General features: G+C 45.9%; 11 protein-coding genes. 8 read left to right on the forward strand and 3 right to left on the reverse strand.

Features of this window, described 5'->3' with window-relative positions; translation table 11 throughout:
- Positions 1-15: 15 nt before the first annotated feature.
- From fbaA to ACXAGP_RS15365, 5 genes are all read left to right on the forward strand, one after another.
- Positions 16-1,101, forward strand: coding sequence for a class II fructose-bisphosphate aldolase (gene fbaA, locus ACXAGP_RS15345; RefSeq protein ID WP_475262439.1), 1,086 nt, complete (start codon positions 16-18; stop codon positions 1,099-1,101).
- On the forward strand, positions 1,089-2,069 hold the full coding sequence (locus ACXAGP_RS15350; RefSeq protein WP_475262440.1) for a class 1 fructose-bisphosphatase: 981 nt from the start codon (positions 1,089-1,091) through the stop codon (positions 2,067-2,069). Before fbaA ends, ACXAGP_RS15350 begins: the two co-directional genes overlap by 13 nt.
- Positions 2,063-3,067 (forward strand): polysaccharide lyase family 7 protein, encoded by a 1,005-nt coding sequence (locus ACXAGP_RS15355; protein WP_475262441.1) that lies wholly within the window; start codon positions 2,063-2,065, stop codon positions 3,065-3,067. The genes ACXAGP_RS15350 and ACXAGP_RS15355 overlap by 7 nt, the downstream gene beginning before the upstream one ends.
- Positions 3,068-3,463: 396 nt before the next feature.
- Complete coding sequence (locus tag ACXAGP_RS15360; RefSeq protein ID WP_475262442.1) at positions 3,464-6,184, forward strand: poly(beta-D-mannuronate) lyase; 2,721 nt, start codon at positions 3,464-3,466, stop codon at positions 6,182-6,184.
- Between the two features lie 87 nt (positions 6,185-6,271).
- Positions 6,272-9,292, forward strand: a complete 3,021-nt coding sequence (locus tag ACXAGP_RS15365; protein ID WP_475262443.1) for a TonB-dependent receptor — start codon at positions 6,272-6,274, stop codon at positions 9,290-9,292.
- A 98-nt stretch (positions 9,293-9,390) separates the two neighbouring features.
- Here the strand turns inward: ACXAGP_RS15365 and ACXAGP_RS15370 are convergent, their stop codons facing one another.
- Positions 9,391-10,341 carry an SDR family oxidoreductase gene (locus ACXAGP_RS15370; protein WP_475262444.1) on the reverse strand — a complete coding sequence of 317 codons (951 nt, stop codon included), beginning with the start codon at positions 10,339-10,341 and terminating at the stop codon, positions 9,391-9,393.
- 167 nt (positions 10,342-10,508) lie between these two features.
- On the opposite strand from ACXAGP_RS15370, the gene ACXAGP_RS15375 reads away from it, so the two are divergent.
- Positions 10,509-11,408: an AraC family transcriptional regulator gene (locus ACXAGP_RS15375; RefSeq protein WP_475262445.1), complete on the forward strand. Its 900-nt coding sequence runs from the start codon at positions 10,509-10,511 to the stop codon at positions 11,406-11,408.
- A 94-nt stretch (positions 11,409-11,502) separates the two neighbouring features.
- On the opposite strand, the gene ACXAGP_RS15380 is transcribed toward ACXAGP_RS15375, so the two are convergent.
- Entirely contained in the window at positions 11,503-12,558 is a 1,056-nt protein-coding gene (locus tag ACXAGP_RS15380; protein ID WP_475262446.1) for a polysaccharide lyase family 7 protein, read from the reverse strand.
- A 281-nt stretch (positions 12,559-12,839) separates the two neighbouring features.
- On the opposite strand from ACXAGP_RS15380, the gene ACXAGP_RS15385 reads away from it, so the two are divergent.
- Together ACXAGP_RS15385 and ACXAGP_RS15390 are read left to right on the forward strand one after the other, a co-directional pair.
- Positions 12,840-13,706, forward strand: a complete 867-nt coding sequence (locus ACXAGP_RS15385; RefSeq protein WP_475262447.1) for a diguanylate cyclase — start codon at positions 12,840-12,842, stop codon at positions 13,704-13,706.
- 368 nt (positions 13,707-14,074) lie between these two features.
- A complete protein-coding gene (locus ACXAGP_RS15390) occupies positions 14,075-17,041 on the forward strand; it encodes a TonB-dependent receptor (protein ID WP_475262448.1) in 2,967 nt (988 codons plus the stop codon).
- A gap of 92 nt (positions 17,042-17,133) precedes the next feature.
- On the opposite strand, the gene ACXAGP_RS15395 is transcribed toward ACXAGP_RS15390, so the two are convergent.
- Positions 17,134-17,865 (reverse strand): FadR/GntR family transcriptional regulator, encoded by a 732-nt coding sequence (locus tag ACXAGP_RS15395; RefSeq protein ID WP_475262449.1) that lies wholly within the window; start codon positions 17,863-17,865, stop codon positions 17,134-17,136.
- Between the last annotated feature and the right edge of the window lie 205 nt (positions 17,866-18,070).

An 18,070-nucleotide genomic window follows, 5' to 3' on the forward strand; every position in this document is an offset into this window, starting at 1 on the left:
TAGAAGAGAATGGTTATGAATCTGAGTCAAATTAAACCCGGCGTTGTTGTTTCTCAGCAAGTGACAGAGGTCTATCAAGACGCCCGAACAAAACAGTACGCGATTCCCGCGGTTAATGTCATTAGCACTCAATCAATCAACGCAACGCTGGAAGCTGCCCAGGCAGCCAACTCCCCGGTGATCATTCAGCTGTCCAATGGCGGGGCACAATATTTTGTAGGTAAAGGACTGACTTTACCGGGTCAGGGCACTGCTGTTCTGGGCGCGGTGGCAGCGGCCAAATATGTGCATGAAGTCGCTGCCAGCTACAATGTTCCGGTGATGCTGCACACGGATCATGCCGCTAAAAAATTGCTGCCCTGGATTGATGGATTATTGGACGAAGGCGAACGCTTTTTTGCTAAGACAGGTAAGCCACTGTTTAGCAGTCACATGTTAGATTTGTCAGAAGAATCGCTGCAAGAAAACATCGATATCTGTACCCACTACCTCAAAAGAATGAGCCAAATGGGTATGACTTTAGAAATTGAACTGGGCTGCACCGGAGGCGAAGAAGACGGGGTCGACAACACCCATCTTGATAATTCTGCCTTGTATACACAACCAGAAGATGTGGCCTATGCTTACGAGCGCCTGAGTGCTATCAGCCCACATTTTATTATTGCCGCGTCATTTGGCAATGTGCACGGTGTATATAAGCCAGGCAATGTACAACTTACCCCTTCTATTTTGCGTGACTCGCAAACTTTTGTATCTGAAAAGTTCCAGTTGCCCGCCAATAGCCTCAACTTTGTCTTTCACGGTGGCAGTGGTTCTGAACCTGAAAAAATTGCTGAAGCCATTGGCTACGGTGTGGTGAAGATGAATATCGACACCGATACACAATGGGCTACCTGGCAAGGGGTGTTGCAGTATTATCAGCGACACGAAGCCTGGTTGCAGGGACAAATTGGCAATCCGAATGGGGCAGATAAACCCAATAAGAAATTTTACGATCCCAGGGCATGGTTACGCCAGGGAGAATGCGCAATGGTGGCGCGTTTGCAGCAGTGCTTCACTGATCTCAACTGCCAGAACAGGTATGTATCATGCGCAGACTAATACCCGTATTGAAACAAGATGGGGTCGACAGCGAATTAATCATGCTGATCCGCACCATTTTAGCTGCTACCAAAGAAATTGCATTTCGCGTCAGTCAGGGAGAACTGGCGGGCATTCTGGGCTCGACACTGAACGAAAACATTCAGGGTGAAGTGCAGAAAAAGCTGGATATCGTTGCTAATCAATTGCTCAAAGAAATTTTATTAGATGATGAATCGGTCCGTGCTATCGCTTCTGAGGAGGAAACTCATGTGGTAGGCGGGCACCCGCAAGGTGCTTACATCGTGGCCTTTGATCCGCTGGATGGCTCATCCAATATCGATGTTAATGGTCAGATAGGCACGATTTTTACTGTATATCCGGCCCGTGACGATGTGCCCTATGATGATGAACGCCAATTTGCACAACCCGGAAAACAACAGGTTTGTGCCGGCTATGTATTGTATGGACCTTCGTCGATGTTGGTGATGAGTACCGGCGGACCGACGCGCTGTTATACCCTGGATAACACCCATGGTGGTTTTTTACTCACCCAAGAGCAGTTACAGGTGCCCGACGACAGCCGTGAGTTTGCGGTAAATATGGCGAATTACCGGTACTGGGGGTATCGCACTCAGCGTTACTTTGATCAGTTGTTATTTGCGTCTGAGGCATACAAAAACAGTTCTATTCGTTGGAATGCGGCCATGGTGGGGGATATGCACCGGATATTAAGTCGCGGTGGATTGTTTCTGTACCCTGAAGACGAACGTAATGGCAACCAAAACGGCAAAATTCGATTGCTTTACGAAGCTAATCCTCTGGCTTTTTTATTGCATCATGCGGGTGGAAAAGCCACAGCACAAGGATGCGACATACTGGCTATGCAACCTCAGACATTGCACCAAAGAGTGCCGGTAGCCGCAGGCTCAGCCAAGCAGGTTAACGACTTTAACAACCTGGTGACAGTGGAGTCAGCAGCATGTTAAATCGGAAATTCGCCGCCATTATATTGTTCGTTTTATCCTGCCAGGTGCCTATTGCCAATTCTAATGAGAGTGCCATAGCGAAATCTCAAGATAAGGCTTCAGCGGAAGCAATGCCGCAAAGCCATATTCAATTGGGGGCGGGGATACTATTAGGTGACTGGTCCGGGTTGACGGCGGCCAATAAACCTGGACAGAACTTTGACCTACTGGGGTGGAGTTTAACCTTACCGACGGATCTCAATGAGGATGGCAAAGCTGACCTTATCTTTGAAAAACCATTGAGTAACGGGTTCGAATTGAGTCCCTTGTTCTACACCGCGAAAGACGGCGGCATGGTGTTTGCCAGTCCAAATCAGGGGGCCAAAACCTCAAAAAATACCAAATACCCCAGAACCGAGCTTCGAGAAATGCTGCGCCGTGGCAACACCCGTATTAAAGTCAAAGGGATCAGTAAAAACAATTGGGTATTCAGCTCTGCGCATGGTTCAGTAAAGCGCGATGCGGGTGGCGTTGGCGGGACGTTAGAGGCTACGCTGGCGGTAAATCGGGTATCTGTCACGGGAGATAAATCCAAAGTAGGGCGAGTGATCATTGGTCAGATACATGCCACAGACGATGAGCCAATTCGGCTTTATTACCGCAAATTGCCGCACCACGAACGAGGCTCAGTCTATTTTGCCCATGAAATCAATGGCGGCGACGATATATGGGTTGAAGTGTTAGGGTCCCGCTCCAGCTCAGCGGATGATCCCGAAGAGGGTATCGCGCTGAACGAGAAGTTTAGCTATAAAATATCTGTCGAAGATGAATCCCTCTATCTCACCCTGATACGTCAACAAAAGCCCAATGTTCACCAGCATCTGGACATGAGCAACAGTGGCTATGGTGACAATAGTCAATACATGTACTTTAAGGCCGGAGTTTACAATCAAAACAATGGGGGAGAGCCGCGGGACTATGTACAAGCTACCTTCTATCATTTAGATACCAGCCATTAAGTCATCTATTGTATTTATGACCACATCACATGGCATTGACTAGAACTCAGGAGCGGTTTATCGCTTCTGTGCACACTTGTCAGACACTGCCGCACTCTGCGCTATCAATCGCTCGCCTTTCCTTCTCAATTTATTGGTAATAACCACATTCCCTATTGGTAATTGTCGCCACTTAATTTCAAATACCAATAAATGTTTTCCTTGTAAAAAAATTGTTAGTTAATTGGTGCGAAAAAGTGGTAATTGTTAAATTTGTATGTTTATACTGTCCAATAGGTTAACAATTGAAGTGGTAAAAAACCTTAAATTGGTAATAACAAGCGATTTTTTAAAATTCATCATTGCAACCAAATTATCGGGTTTCCACAGATCAGTAATACAGAGAAGAAACGCATTATGAACTCTAAAAGGTTTGCCTTGTGTGCCATTGCCCTCGCGCTGGCAGGGTGTGGTACAGGCTCAGACTCAGACAATAACCCCAACAGCCGGGGTTCAATCGCTTTGCAAGGAATTGCACAAACAGGTGAAACCCTCACTGCAACCGTATCTGATCCCGACGGAATCTCTGGTGCAGTGAGTTACATCTGGTACGCCGATGGGGAAATCATCGAAGGTGCCACTGGTGCTTCTTTTACGCTTACTGATGCGCAAATTGGTCTTCCAATTACCGTGCAGGCATTTTACACAGATGATATTGGTATTAACGAATCTCATATCAGCACCGCGACAGATGATGTGGCAGCGATTCCTTTTGAGGGCAGTGTTTCTATTTCAGGCGATGCACTGGTGGGCGCAACCCTAACCGCTTCAGTGAGTGACGATAATGGCTTGGAAAATGCGGTGATTGCCTATCAATGGTATGCCGATGACATGATGATCATTGATGCTGTACAAGCAAGTTTGCTGCTTACCGAGCAAGAGTACGGCAAGGTGATAACTGTTCAGGTGAATTACACCGATGACCGTGGTTTTGCTGAATCGTTACAGTCAATGGCCACTGATGTGGTATCTCGTGTTAATACGCCGGGTAGCGTGGTAATTGTTGGTACCCCAACGGTGGGTAACGTATTGCAGGTGGAAGTTGAAGACGAAGACGGCGCAACGGGAGATATCAACTATCAATGGTATGCCAATGGGGAAGCTATCGCTGGCGCAGAATCTGCCACTTATATTGTTGAGTCTGATTATATTGGCCAGGTGCTGACAGTCATGGCGATCTATGTCGACGACAACGGTTTTGCAGAGGAAATTTTGTCAGAGCCTACTATTGAAGTGGCGAGTGTGGCTGTTGATGAAGCCGGTAGCATTGTCATTATCGGAGATAAACCTTATCTGAGCTCCGCTACTTTGATGGCACAAATCAGCGACAACAATGGTGTCGACGAAGCGAATGTCACCTATACCTGGTTCGCTGACGAAGTGGCAATTGAAGGCGCCACCGATAACTCTTTTACTCCTGCAGAACAAGCCGGTGCTGTAATTTCGGTTATGGCCAGCTACACAGATAATGACGGCTTTAGTGATTCGGTGAGCGCGACCTTAGACGGCGTTATATTTACCCAAGTGGTATCGGATGTAACCGCCCTTACCAATGCTGTGAACAGTGGTTTATCCGACAGCAGTGTCATTGGGCTGAATAGCAATGTTTACAGTGAGCTCGATGAAATTAGTTTGACTACCGGTGTGGTGCTCAAAGCGGTGGAGGAGCAGACTCCGGTGATCACTGGTGAAATTTGTATTCACGTCGCAGATGGGGTCAGCGGGGCTGGTATTGAAGGGATTGCGTTTAGCGATATTGATATCAAGCCAGACTCCATCTGTGCAACAGAGCAAGATGCGATAATTTACTCTGAGGGTGACAACTTTGTCTTTACCCAAAATACCCTGTCAGATGATCAGTCAGAGTTAAATCAAAGTGAGATGCATTGGTTAATGATTGCGGGCAGTGATGCACTGATTGAGCGCAACAGCTTTTCTGGCCGCAACAATGCAGAGAAAGGGGCGGTGATTAAACTGGCTTCTTCTGGTTCAGGCCATGTGATCCAATACAACTTGTTTAGCAACAGCAGCGACAACCCGAATTTTGACGATTCCAGTTTGTACCTCATCAATTTGGGCAGTACCACAGGTAGCGATTCGGCGGACATGGCTAATTTCACGGTGCAATACAATCGCGTTGAAAACTTTGTCACCGGGCGTCGCATGATGCGAGTGCAAACCAGCGGTGCCACAATTCACGGTAATACGGTCGTCGACGTGAACGGCGGGATTTCTCTGGAAGATGGCGGATTTAATACGGTGACGGATAACATCATTATTCGCACCACGGACATCGATAGCTCCAATGACAGACCCAGCGGTGTTTTGATGACACCCATGGGACATAAGGTAGAAAATAACTACATAGCCGGGATCCGCTCTACTAACAAAGAGGCGGGTGGTATCGTGTTTACGGCTAACCCATTCTCGCAAGCCGATGGCGGTGTACCTAACGCGGGCAACCAGACCATTCTTGATGGTACTGGTGACTTAACCTTGTCGGTAAAAAACAATACGGTGTTGAACTCCATTCAACCCATCGTGTTCAGCACGGAAATAGGCTCCAGAGCGCCAGTTGGGGATTGCGATGAGCTGACGGCAGATAATTCTCCGGTATTGTATGGCTTGACCAAGAATTTCTTTGTCATCGATTTTGACGCCAACTTGATTGCCAATGGACTAAATGATGATCCGCTAGCACAAGGCTTATTCTTGCCCTTTGATGCCAGTAGCAGTGATCACTCCTTCGAATACGATTGTGACTTGATCAACCACAACGAATCACTGTTTTCCAATAACTTTGGGTTTAGTGATAGTTATGCCTCTGGTGATGTGGAAGACGACTATTGGGTGGATATCCGAGAGATGAACGGCAACGGCAGCTTTGACAGTGATGGCGCAATCGATCAAGACCCTGCAGCCAATGGCAAAGAAGCGCCTGAGCTTGTTACCGCTGACAACACACTAACCGAGACCGATCCAAATGGTGCACAGGCGATTGCCGGGGCTAAAGGCCTATACTACATCACTGCGGAGCAGGTTGGCGCGGGTTCCACCTGGACGGCCAGTGATGATTAAGAGTGCGGCAATGAATTTTAGTGATTTCCTTTTTTTAAACGACAGTTTGCCTTTAGTGAACGCAATCAAGATATCGGAGTAGCTACCATGTCGTTTCCAATAGAACAATTAAAGACGAATGTAACCAATACTAAATTGACACTTTCTCCTGTTGCCAAAAGTTTGAAAATTTGCCTGATGGCAAGTATGGCCAGTTTTGCTTCCGGCGCTTTGCACGCTCAGGAAAATCAGGCTGAAGTAGAGCAAGAAGAAGCCGAAGTGATTGAGGTGGTGGGTACCCGTAAAACCATTCAGGATCAAATCTCAATCAAGCGCGAAGCCACCACGGTGGTGGATGGCTTATCTGCTGAAGATATCGGTGATTTACCGGCATTGTCTATAGGTGAAGCCTTAGAATCCATCACCGGTGCCGCGTCCCATAGAGAAAATGGCGGTGCCACTGAAATCACCATACGCGGCCTTGGTCCGTTCTTGAGCGCCACCCACATTAATGGCCGCGAAGCCACCAATGGCAGCGGCGATCGCTCGGTGAATTTTTCTCAGTTCCCATCAGAACTGGTGAAAAAAGTAGCTATTTACAAAACCCAGGACGCCTCAATGATTGAAGGTGGGGTTGCCGGTGTGGTTTCCCTGGAAACCCTCAGACCTTTGGATTTTGGCAAACAACGGGTGCAGGGTGAGGTAAAATTAAACTACAACCCTGATGAGCAGAATGTTGAAAATTCGTTGCAAAGTGACTTGGGGTATCGCGGTACGTTCAGTTATGTTGATCAATTCCAGTTGGATAACGGTCAGGAAATCGGCTTGTCTTTTGGTGTTCAGCGCCAGGATATTTCCCAGCCTGAAGCCGAATATCGCAGCTCAAGCCCCACCGGTTCTTCTTTGTGGGCTTGCCTTAACGACCCGTACAATACCAATGAAGGTTTTTATCGCAGTAGTGCTGGCGATTGTGAAGATCAGGTGAGCGGCAGTCGCAATCAAGGCTACAATACTGATATCGACCCGGCCACCGGGCAGGCGGAAAGTGCCGGTACTCCTTATGCGTGGACCGGCAGTAGCCGTAGTTATCGCCAGAACGAAACTTCGGATGAACGTGATGCGCTGTTTTTTGCCGTACAGTATCAGCCTCGTGATGACTGGGAAATTAATCTGGATGCGCAGTTCTCGGATCGCATTCAATCTGAAGCGCGACATGATCTGGTATGGCTACAAAAACGCGCTACGCCGGGCGTTACCGGACCTACGTTGGTGACCAATCAAGTGGGCGGAATCTTACATTGGGAGGGTGAAGAGCGATTCGAGTCAGCAGGAGAACAGTTCTCACGTGAAGAAAATTATCGCGGTGTAGGTTTGAATGTTGAGCACTTTGCCACTGATAAACTGGCTGTGACTTTTGATGTTTCTTACTCTCAAACCAAGCGTGAAGAATTGCAAATTTCTAATCGTGGCCGTACAGCAGATAGACCTTTCTTTACCTGGGATATGGGCGAGTTCATTCCACATATCACAGTGACCGACTTTGATGTGACCGATATCAGCAACTTCACAGACAGTTTACGCACCAGAATCGATAGAGAAAACGTGCGAGAGAATGAAATCGTTGGGGCGAGACTGGATTTCGATTATGAGTTAGACGGGGGCGCCTTTACCAATATTCAAGGTGGTATCCGCGCGTCAGAAATGACCTTTGTACAATTCGGTGGTTCTCAAGGCAATGGCTCGCGTACCCAATATACTTTGGACACTGGCGTGACTTCGGCACTTGATGTGTTACAAGGCTGCCAGATAGCATTCCCGGAAAGCAGCTTTTTATCCAGCGTCTCAGATGGCAATTTGATTACTCATGTTGATGCATCAGGCAATGTGGTGGAAAGCGGCACGGGAGCCTCCTGGGCTACCTATGATAACGTTTGTTTTTCGCAAGCGCTGGTGGCGTCCAACGGTGGTGAGTTTGCTTATCCCGAAGTGCAATATGAAAACGCCGGTACTATCGACGTAACAGAGAAAACCACGGCAGCTTATATCATGGCTAATTATGATACTGAGCTGTGGGACAAGGTGGTTCGCGGTAATTTTGGTGTGCGTTTGGTGGATACTGACGTGACTTCTATTGGCTTTAGAAATTCTTTTGAAGTTGTTGCCGACGACGCAGGGTTTTTAAGTATCGTTTCGGGCGATTCACTGGAGCGTATTGAAGGCGGCGGTGATTATTTCGAAGTGTTGCCCAGCTTTAACTTCGTTATGGATTACAGCGATACCATTTTGATGCGCGCCGGTATCTATCGAGGCATGTCCAGAGTTGATCCCGGTGATATGGGTTACAACCGTTCATTTATCACGGATGAATCCAACCCTACCTCACTGTCGGATTTGTTTGTTGCGGCGAATGGTTCGGGTAACCCCGATAGTCAACCTTTAATGTCCTGGAATTACGACTTAGCGCTGGAGTATTACCCCAATGAGGATACGATTTTCGCCCTAAGTTTGTATTACAAACAATTCCAGGGGGGCTTTCAGCAACAAACCGTCATTGAGGACTTTGTGGTTGATGGTCAGACGGTATCACTGCCTATTACCAACTCAGTGACCAACGATGAAACGAGTAATTTATTCGGCGTAGAAGCGTCGGTTGCCTACCGCTGGGAAAGTGGTGTGGGGGTAAAACTTGGATATAACTATGCCGATACCGATTTTGAATTTGAAGACAGTAATTATGGCAATACTTTTGTTACCGATGTGAATGGCACTGTAACGCAATTAACTGACGGCATTATTCCGCCGGGTTCGGTACCGGGATTCTCGGAGCATGTATTTAGTGGCCAACTGTATTACCAAATTGGCGATCTGGATACGGCTATTATTTATAAGTATCGCAGTGAGTATTTCCAGCCTTATACCAGTAACGGCACGCGCTTGCGTTACGTTGATGAAGTTGGTGTATGGGAAATGCGAGCGTCTTACAAGGTTAACAAAAACATTCGGGTAAAACTGGAAGCTATCAATCTGTTTAGCGCGCCTAAGTCACAGGATTTTTATGTTCAGGATAATCTGGGTGAGGTCAACGATTATGGCCCTAGGCTATTCGCTGGGATCAGTTTCAAGTATTAACCTGAATTTATCGAGCAGAGGGGCTCAAGGCGATTGGATCCGCTATTGAGTGTTTTTGGAGCCGCTAATTCCCGTTAGCGGCTTTTTTATTCTCGAAATCACAGCGACCAGTTGAACGAGGTTTTTTGTTCAGATACTTGCCATAGTTTTGACAAGGATTTTTTATCTAATACAAAGCCTCCAAGCTTGCATTCAGCAACAGGTCCCCCAAAGTTTAAAAACCCAGTTGGACCATAATAAGCAAGCTCCTTGAGGTTGTTTTCTACCGCACACATCACTTCAGGATATGAGCCTTTTTCAGCACTTTGGGCCAGGCCAACTTTTACCATTAATGCCCAGGACATTCGTGTTGCCAAACTCGCACTATCACGGATTAGCGTTGTGTTTGATGCACCGGGATGACACACATAAACTTTTACTCGTTTACCTGAAAGCTTTATTTTGTTTTGTAACTCGTAAGCGAACATCATTTGCGCTAACTTGCTTTGGCTATAGACTTTGTTGGGGTGATAATTCTTTTCCCAGTTCAAGTCATCAAACTGAATGGCTCTGAGCCCCATCTTGTGTCCTTCACTTGACACAACGACAATACGACCTTGTGATGCTTCAATTCTGTCAAATAACAAGCCGCACAATAAAAAGTGTCCGAAATGATTAACGCCTAATTGGCTTTCAAAGCCATCTTGAGTAAGTTGCAGTTTGGCTATTTGTGCAATAGCTGCATTGCAAATCAGAGCATCTATTTGCGCTACAACTTTGAGTATTTCAGCCGCTGCACTGCGCACGGAAGCGAGATTTGCTAAATCAAGCAGGATAAAATCCACTTTCGCCGATTCGCCAAATTCCTGCTTCAGCTCAGAAATCGCGGCGTCTGATTTTTCCGCGTTTCGGTTTAACATCACAACTTTGGCGCCTTTTGACAGTAATATCCTTGTCGCCTGGAATCCTGCACCAGCGTTGGCGCCAGTAATGAGATAAGTTTTACCTGCCAGTGAACTGATCTGTTTTGGAGTCCAGCCTTCAGTGGCAAATTGAGTCGATTTAGTCATAATTTTACTTTTAACAGTGATAGCGTTGATTGTTTTTGCACTATAGAGTCATTTGGGTTGCTATATAAGCTGCAAAGCTCGCTAAAAATTGCCTATTTGTATCTTTGTGTTGAAATTCAGAGGATTGAGATTAGTCTTCTTCTGTTCTATATCAGGGATATTTGTTTATGAGCCATACACTTATTGAGCGTTTTATTCATGCCAGAGTTAAAGACAGTGGCATGATTGAAACCGGGATCAAAGGCGTACAACTGTTTAAATTGACTGAACCAGTACGTTGTGCTCCTGCCATATATGAACCGTCGATAACAGCCATTTTGAGTGGCAGTAAAGAAGCGATTTGGCATGGAAAAAATCATCTTTATGATAATAGTAGATACATCTGCTGTACTATGCCGATGCCAATTGAAGCGGGCGCTCCCCATGTATCACCTGAAAACCCTCTTTTAGGTGTATATGTTTCTATTGATACTCAGGTAATGACAGAACTGGTTCTCGAAATTGAAAGTACCAGAGGCGTGCTCCGCATGCCTGGACGGGAGCATTCTCCGTCTGGAATATTGACCTCAGTATGGGACAATAGTTTTACTGAAGCACTTACCCGATTGTTGTTGTTGACCGACAATCCCATTGACCTGGCTGTGCTCTATCAAAGCCGATTGCGAGAATTTTACTATGCCGTGTTAAATGGAGAGGCTGGACACGCATTTAGATGTACATTTGGTGTTGAAAATAAAATTGCTCGTTCAATTGCATTTTTATCTTCGCACCTTGGTGAAACGATCACTATCGAGGATATGGCAGATTCCATCGGGATGAGCCGGGCTGTATTTCATCGCAAATTTAAACAGGCCACGAATATGTCGCCAATTCAGTTTATTAAATCAATGCGGCTTAATAATGCCGCAAAGAGAATATCGGAAGGGGCCAGTGTTAACCTCGCAGCATTGGAGGTGGGTTACTCAAGTGTTTCTCAGTTCAGCCGGGAGTTCAAGCGATTGTATGGCGCATCGCCGAAACAATGGAGTCAAGCTAACATAAAGGTTCTAAATGAGAGCAATCGCTAACCTGGCTGGTTTACTAACATTAACAATGTATAGAAGCATGAGATTACAATGACTAAAGCCCCACAATTACGTTATGGAGCTTTCGCAAGTCTATTTAATCTGCGGGCAACAGGGCTAATTTTGCAAAGCTTACACTCACGTAATCACCATTCTCTTTGTCCGTCTTCCAATCTCCCGTACCTTCGCAACCTGCGTACCAGAATCCCTCTTGAGTTTTAACGCTGCATTGGTTGTATGCGCCTGCTTTAAAGTAATGCCAATCACCCGCATAGCCCGCTGGATTATCTTTGTTATCTGGCGTGCCATAGGCGTCAACGTTGTTCGCCAGATTAATTTCATACTTCATCTGAGGGTGACCTTCAGCCTCGAAAGTCAGATGCATGATATTGCCTTTGACGTTAACTTCGTAACTAAAGAATTCACCTAAGGCAATCCCTTTGTCACCGGGTGCTTGGGAATTCTCCCAGGTGTTGCCCCATACCGGATAGGCGATATCTGTGCGGTCCGGGTTATCTTTTTCCAGGTTGCGTTCATAAGTCCAGAACACTGAACCTGTGTCATGCTCTGGCCACTTTTTGTAATAAATTTTTAGTGGTTCATTGCCCCAACCAAACCCCGTGTTGTCTTTTATCAATTGTTTGTCTTTTCCTGCGTGGATCTGGCCTACCACCACTGAGTAAGCAGGATACTTTTCGGGCAACTGCGCATTCCGGGCTACATGATTCACCTTCAGGGTTGCCTGTAAAATGCCGCCGGTGGCGCCAAACTGATCAGCAGAGGTATGAGCCTGCAACGCAAAATTATTGCCTGGGGCTTTGGTTTTGATTTTTTTGTTAGTGCCGCGCAGCATTTGACGCAGTTCACTACGAGTATTGGTAGAGGATACGGTGGTAACGGCTTTATTTGGAGCTTGAAACACCAGCAATCCTGCTTTGTCGACATAGAAGTAATCCTGGTGGTGATAATGCTGGATAGCGGCAACATCAATTTCGTCCACCTTCCCGTTCTCATCCAGATCCATAGGTAGTGTTATTTTCCAGTGGCTTAAATCAAACTTTTCAGCTGGGTATATGGGTTCAGCAAATGAACCATGGGCGAACAGGCCTGCTACGGAGAAGGTCAATAGTGAATGATTAAACTTTGAATGCATAAGATACCTCGTCATCTTACCCTGCATGGGCATTCACGCACATTTGAAAGTTCTTAGCAAAAGGCGTGATGGAAAAATTTAACTACCAGAACACCATTTAAACCTATTAATTACCAATGATCAATATTGGTAATAACAAAAAATTAATATTGGTTTTACATTTGTCTGGTTTTGGTTTATACCTTTGCCTCGTTGTTTTTGCCACTGCGCATCATTGCCCGGGTGGGGTTCAAGTGCGCATTTTAGTATCTGGCTTGATTAACTGAGGGGAGGGTGTAGCTGTGGTTATTGGCACGTTAAGACTGTTTGTGGTTGCTTCATTGCTGGTGATGAGCCTGTTAATGAGTAACCGAGTATTTGCGCAAAATATCAAAGTAAACAAAGTGATAGGTGAAAAGGAAGAGCTGGTATTTTCCATTTTGCAATTGGCACTGCAAAAATCCAGCCCCGAGAGTCGTATTATACAGATGAATAATGAGATACCCGTGGGTAGGTTAGTGGAAGAAACCGATGCCGGCAGAATTGATTTGATGTGGGCTGGCTCGTCGAAAGAGTTGGATAACAAACTATTAGCAGTGCGTATTCCCTTGCTTAAAGGCTTACTAGGACACCGTATATTTATTATCAGGGACGGGGAGCAAACGCGTTTTGATCCCATTCAGGAGTTGTCGCAATTAAGCCGCTATAGTGCTGGGATGGGGCACTTTTGGGGCTCTACCAGAGTACTTCGCGAAGCTGGCTTACCAGTAGAGACCAGTGTTAAATACAAGAACTTATTTCACATGTTAGACGGGGGGCGATTCGACTATTTTCCCAGAGCCGCCCATGAGCCGTGGTCTGAAGTTAAAGCCCATCCGGATCTAAGCCTGCAGGTAGAGAAGAAGCTACTATTGATATATCCCTACGCGATGTATTTTTATCTCAAAAAGAGTAATTTAGAACTACATGAAACTCTGCTAAATGGGCTTGAATTGGCCATCGCAGATGGTAGTTTTGATGAGTTATTTTTCAGTAACCCAATGATCAAATCAGCCGTAGAGGAGTCTGGTTTTAGTCAGCGTACCGTGATGCGTATTGCCAATCCGGATATGCACCCCGACACTCCTATTGAGCGGGCTGAACTCTGGCTGGATGTTGCCAGCTTATAGCGTTTATCACTATTTTCACTTAGCAAGTGGCTAACCCTGTTTAACCCAAAGCGGAGAATTGATCTCCGCTTTTTTATTTCCGTTCGCTCGTCTTTTGTTTTCAACAATTCAAAAAACACTTTTTCCAATTATTAGCAATTCTGCAAGTAAACTTTAGATATACCAATAACTTAGGTATTGGTTTTCTTTTTCTCCTGTGATTTTGGTTATTGGTAATATCAAAAATTGATTAAGTGGTAATTTAAAATGTTAACCAAAAGGTTGACCAAAGATGGTTCTGGTGTAAATATAATGTGAATTCTTTGTAAACCAATCAGTTTGAAGGCAGAGAATTCCTTTTTAACAAGCAACACACACTGGAAACAAAAATGAGACCCAATTTATCTAAACTTTCATTAGCGATAATGTCCGCCATTTCGTTACAGGTCAGCATGAATGTGTTGGCACAAGAATCGTCGGATGATGCAGAGGCGTCAGACAACACCGAAATTATTGAAGTCAAGGGTATGCGCAGTTCCCTCACCAGCGCGTTGGCCGAAAAACGCGAAGCCAATAATCTTGTCGAGGTGATTCAGGCAATCGATATTGGCAAGCTACCAGACCAAAACCTGGCGGAAGTACTGGAGAATGTCACCGGTATTCAAATTACTCGAGAAGCTGGGGTCGGTACCGGCGTTCAGATACGTGGAACAAACGCCAATCGCACGGAAATTAATGGGGTATCTACCGTGGGGTCTGGTTCGGGTCGCGGTGGCATTGATTTTGAGGATGTTTCTTCGGCAATCATTGCAGCGGTTGAAGTGACCAAAGCGCCCGAGGCAAAAACCATTGAAGGATCCGTGGGTGCTACCATTAATTTACGCACTATTCGCCCATTGCAACTTAACGACCGTTTATTATCCGTGCGTGTGCAAGGTGAAGATAGCAGTCTCTCGACGGATAGTGTAACACCTCGAATTTCAGGGGCCTTTGGTGACAACTGGGAATTGGATAACGGCAAGTTTGGTGTCGTGTTAAGTGCCAGCTACGCCGAGCAAGATGTGACTGCCTTCAGACCCCGTGCCGATCGCGATAATTTGATTGCCTCTGACAGTGGTGCAGCAAGTGCTCAGTCTTTTGATTTTTTGCCAATCCAATTTTTGAATCAAGACTATGATAATTATGAGTACGAAACCAAGAACCTGGCGGGTACCCTTGAGTGGGCACCTGACGATAATACCCGATTTTATTTTGATGCCGTGATCAACGATCAAGAGCGCCGTCAGGAAAGTTCGCGCGTACAGGCGTCGGGTGTGAGCTCGCTGAATAATATTTCTATTCCTGATGCTTTCGAAACCGTCAACTTTGGCTCGCTAGGCGGTACAGATTTAGGCAGTATTCAAGCCGCGTTAACGGGAATTATTCCAGTGGATTTGGCAGATGATGATGACGATCCGAATCTGCGTTTTTCCAGTGACACCAACTCTCGTATTACTAAAAGTGAAATTTTCAGATTAGGTGGTGAGTGGCAGACGGATAAGTTCTCTGTTGAAGTTGAAGTGTCTAGCTCCAGTTCAGACAGCAATACACCAAGCTTTAACACCACGTTGAACTTTATCAATCCCAATGCGCCACTTGATGCAGGTGGTGGCAATGATAATAGTGTACCTTTTGCCTATGATCTTTCTGGTGGCTCGCTCGCTTTTGGAGTTGCCTTTGGCGCAGAGTATGCTCCCACTGTTGAACAATTGTTAGATCCGGCAAATGTCGTACTACGAGATGTGAATATCGGCCAGGATATTGCGGAAAATACTGAAGATGCATTTCGCGTAGACGTGAATTACGATATCAGCGCGTACAACATCAACTCGATCGATTTCGGCTATCGTTATAACAAAACCAGTAGTTTACGAGATCAGGTGCGTTCCAATGTAGGGTTGCGTTCTATGGATGACAGTCCGCGCGGTAATCTGTTCTCCGATGTGTTGACTGCTGGACCGGATAATTTTAATGCTGCAGATGGCAGATCTTTATACGTTGGCGACTTTTTATTGATTAATCCGGAAATGGTAGCTTCTGATCCGGATGGCGTATTGAATACCCTGAATGCGGCAATTATTGCCCACGGTGGTAGTCGTTCCATCAGCTCTCCCTCTTCGCAGGTGAGCGGATTTTTTGATATCGAAGAGGAAACTCATGCTCTGTATGCCCAGGCAAATTTTGAGATGGGTATAGTGCGCGGTAATTTCGGTGTTCGCTACCTGGAAACCGAAGTTAATTCCTTAGGAAACTCCATTACTGAAGATGCCGACGGTAACGAAATCGTGGAGCAGGTTGTCAGCCAGGGCGACTACGATTTTATTTTACCGCGTTTTAATATTGTGGCAGATGTGCACGAAGACGTTGTGCTACGGGCCGGGATTTCCAAAGATATTCGCCGCCCAGACTTCGATGACTTATCGACTTCGGTAACCTTCAGTACCAGTCCGAATCCGGCAGTTGCTATTGGTAACCCTAATCTGGAGCCGGAAGAAGTGCTTTCCTTTGATTTTTCTGCTGAATGGTATTTTGCACCTGCCAGTGTACTGAGTGCCGGGATTTTCTATAAAAAGCGCAAAGATTTGTTTGTCACTCAACAATCAGACCCATTTGAAGATCCGGTAACAGGTTATCGCGATATTACAGGTCCAGACTGTGAAGCCGGAGGGATTTTTAATCCTATTGCGGATATCAACGTTTTCGGACCTGAGGCTGGAGTAGGGGTCTGTGTGCCTATTTCTACGGTGATCAACGATACTGGTGAAACCACACAAAAAGGGATTGAACTGGCTTTTCAATACGATTTGTCGCAATTCGAAGAACAGTTAGGCTGGGCTTCAGGTTTTGGTGTTTTAGCCAACTACACCAAGCAAGAGTTCTCTGGTGGGGAAGCAGAAAACTCCGCAACGAGTCGTGCCAGTAATGTCTTTGCTGCTACCACTGGCGTGGATGGCATTTCAGTCTCCGCCATTCAAGGTCTTATCGATCTCTCTGAGAATGCTTACAATCTGACGGTGTATTACGAAAAGTACGGCTTGTCGGCCCGCGCCCGCTACACCTGGCGTGAAGCTTATCGCTCTACAGATTTTGGTAGCACCAGCAGTTTCCCATGGGGCTTCCCGGTGGTTCAAGAGGACAGAGGCCAGTTAAACGCCAGTATCAGCTATGATGTTAATGAAAATCTCAATATTGGTATTGAAGCGGTTAATCTGACTGAGTCCGATGTAACTCAATCTTGTGTCAATGAAGGAGCATTGTTGTGCTTCCAGGGATTGACTGACCGTCGCATTACCTTTGGTGGTAGTTATCGTTTTTAAAGCAAGGCTATAGAAAAACAAAAGCAAGCCATCGGCTTGCTTTTTTTATGCTTAAAGTGCCCTCGTTACCGGGGCATTTCTTAGTAGTCGTGTTATTGAGCCAGGTGTGAGATGGAATACAGACCGCGAGTCTCATCTGTTTTGCGTTTTATTTCTTCCAGCGCTTTGCGTTCGCTGGCGTCAAACAATGCATTGATCAATCGATTGAAGTGATCATGCATTGCTTTTCTGGCTGCAGATGAATCGCGTTTTGCAATGGCATCATAAATTGCTTTGTGTTCTTTGAGTCTTTGCTCAACACTCTGAGAACAGACGTCCTGGTAAGCGGCAATGATTTGCGGTCGTGAGCGTCGCAACTCCCATAAGTTTTTGACGGACAATAAAATGGCTTTGTTGCGAGTGGCGCGAGAGATAATTTCGTGAAACTGCTGGTCGGCTTCATCAGCGGTTGCCGGCGACTTCATTGCTTCTATCGTGGCACCAAGTGCGACTAATTCCTCATCGGTAATGGTGGCTGCCGCTAGCGCTGCCGCTTCTGCCTCTACTAGTGCTCTGGCTTGGGTGAGTTCAAAGGCACTAATGGTTTTTAAGATTTGATCCGATTCCTCAGCGTCTGTCACAAATACGCCAGAGCCGGTTTTCACCTCAACACGTCCTCTGACTTCCAGTGCGATAATTGCTTCGCGTATGGTAGGGCGGCTCACATCAAAAGCTTCGGCTAATTCCCGCTCTGCCGGAAGACGACTTCCAGTTGAGTACTCGCCTTTTTCAATCAAGGATTCCAGTTTATCAACAACTGTCCAGAAACGTCTGCGGCTTTTCATCTTAATTATCTCTTTTCTGACTCTATTGGTAATAATTACCCAAGCTACTCAAATTTGTCTGTTAGCGGCTTGTTATGTGAAGCTTGATATCTACCGCATTAACCAAAAATGGGTTTTTAAGGCTTCAGTACACTAAATTGGTAATTGCACTAGTACTAATTGGTAACATATATTTGTTGACAAAGATTGTCAATTTGACATTGGC

The sequence above is a fragment of the Planctobacterium sp. AWM4_229 genome, from assembly GCF_056160305.1.

Excerpts from the sequence above, each read along its gene's own strand:
- ACXAGP_RS15375 (WP_475262445.1), top strand. The coding sequence starts at position 10,509 with ATGAGCCATACACTTATTGAGCGTTTTATTCATGCCAGAGTTAAAGAC.
- ACXAGP_RS15365 (WP_475262443.1), top strand. The coding sequence starts at position 6,272 with ATGTCGTTTCCAATAGAACAATTAAAGACGAATGTAACCAATACTAAA.
- ACXAGP_RS15390 (WP_475262448.1), top strand. The coding sequence starts at position 14,075 with ATGAGACCCAATTTATCTAAACTTTCATTAGCGATAATGTCCGCCATT.
- ACXAGP_RS15360 (WP_475262442.1), top strand. The coding sequence starts at position 3,464 with ATGAACTCTAAAAGGTTTGCCTTGTGTGCCATTGCCCTCGCGCTGGCA.
- ACXAGP_RS15380 (WP_475262446.1), bottom strand. The coding sequence starts at position 12,558 with ATGCATTCAAAGTTTAATCATTCACTATTGACCTTCTCCGTAGCAGGC.
- ACXAGP_RS15395 (WP_475262449.1), bottom strand. The coding sequence starts at position 17,865 with ATGAAAAGCCGCAGACGTTTCTGGACAGTTGTTGATAAACTGGAATCC.
- ACXAGP_RS15355 (WP_475262441.1), top strand. The coding sequence starts at position 2,063 with ATGTTAAATCGGAAATTCGCCGCCATTATATTGTTCGTTTTATCCTGC.
- ACXAGP_RS15370 (WP_475262444.1), bottom strand. The coding sequence starts at position 10,341 with ATGACTAAATCGACTCAATTTGCCACTGAAGGCTGGACTCCAAAACAG.
- fbaA (WP_475262439.1), top strand. The coding sequence starts at position 16 with ATGAATCTGAGTCAAATTAAACCCGGCGTTGTTGTTTCTCAGCAAGTG.
- ACXAGP_RS15350 (WP_475262440.1), top strand. The coding sequence starts at position 1,089 with ATGCGCAGACTAATACCCGTATTGAAACAAGATGGGGTCGACAGCGAA.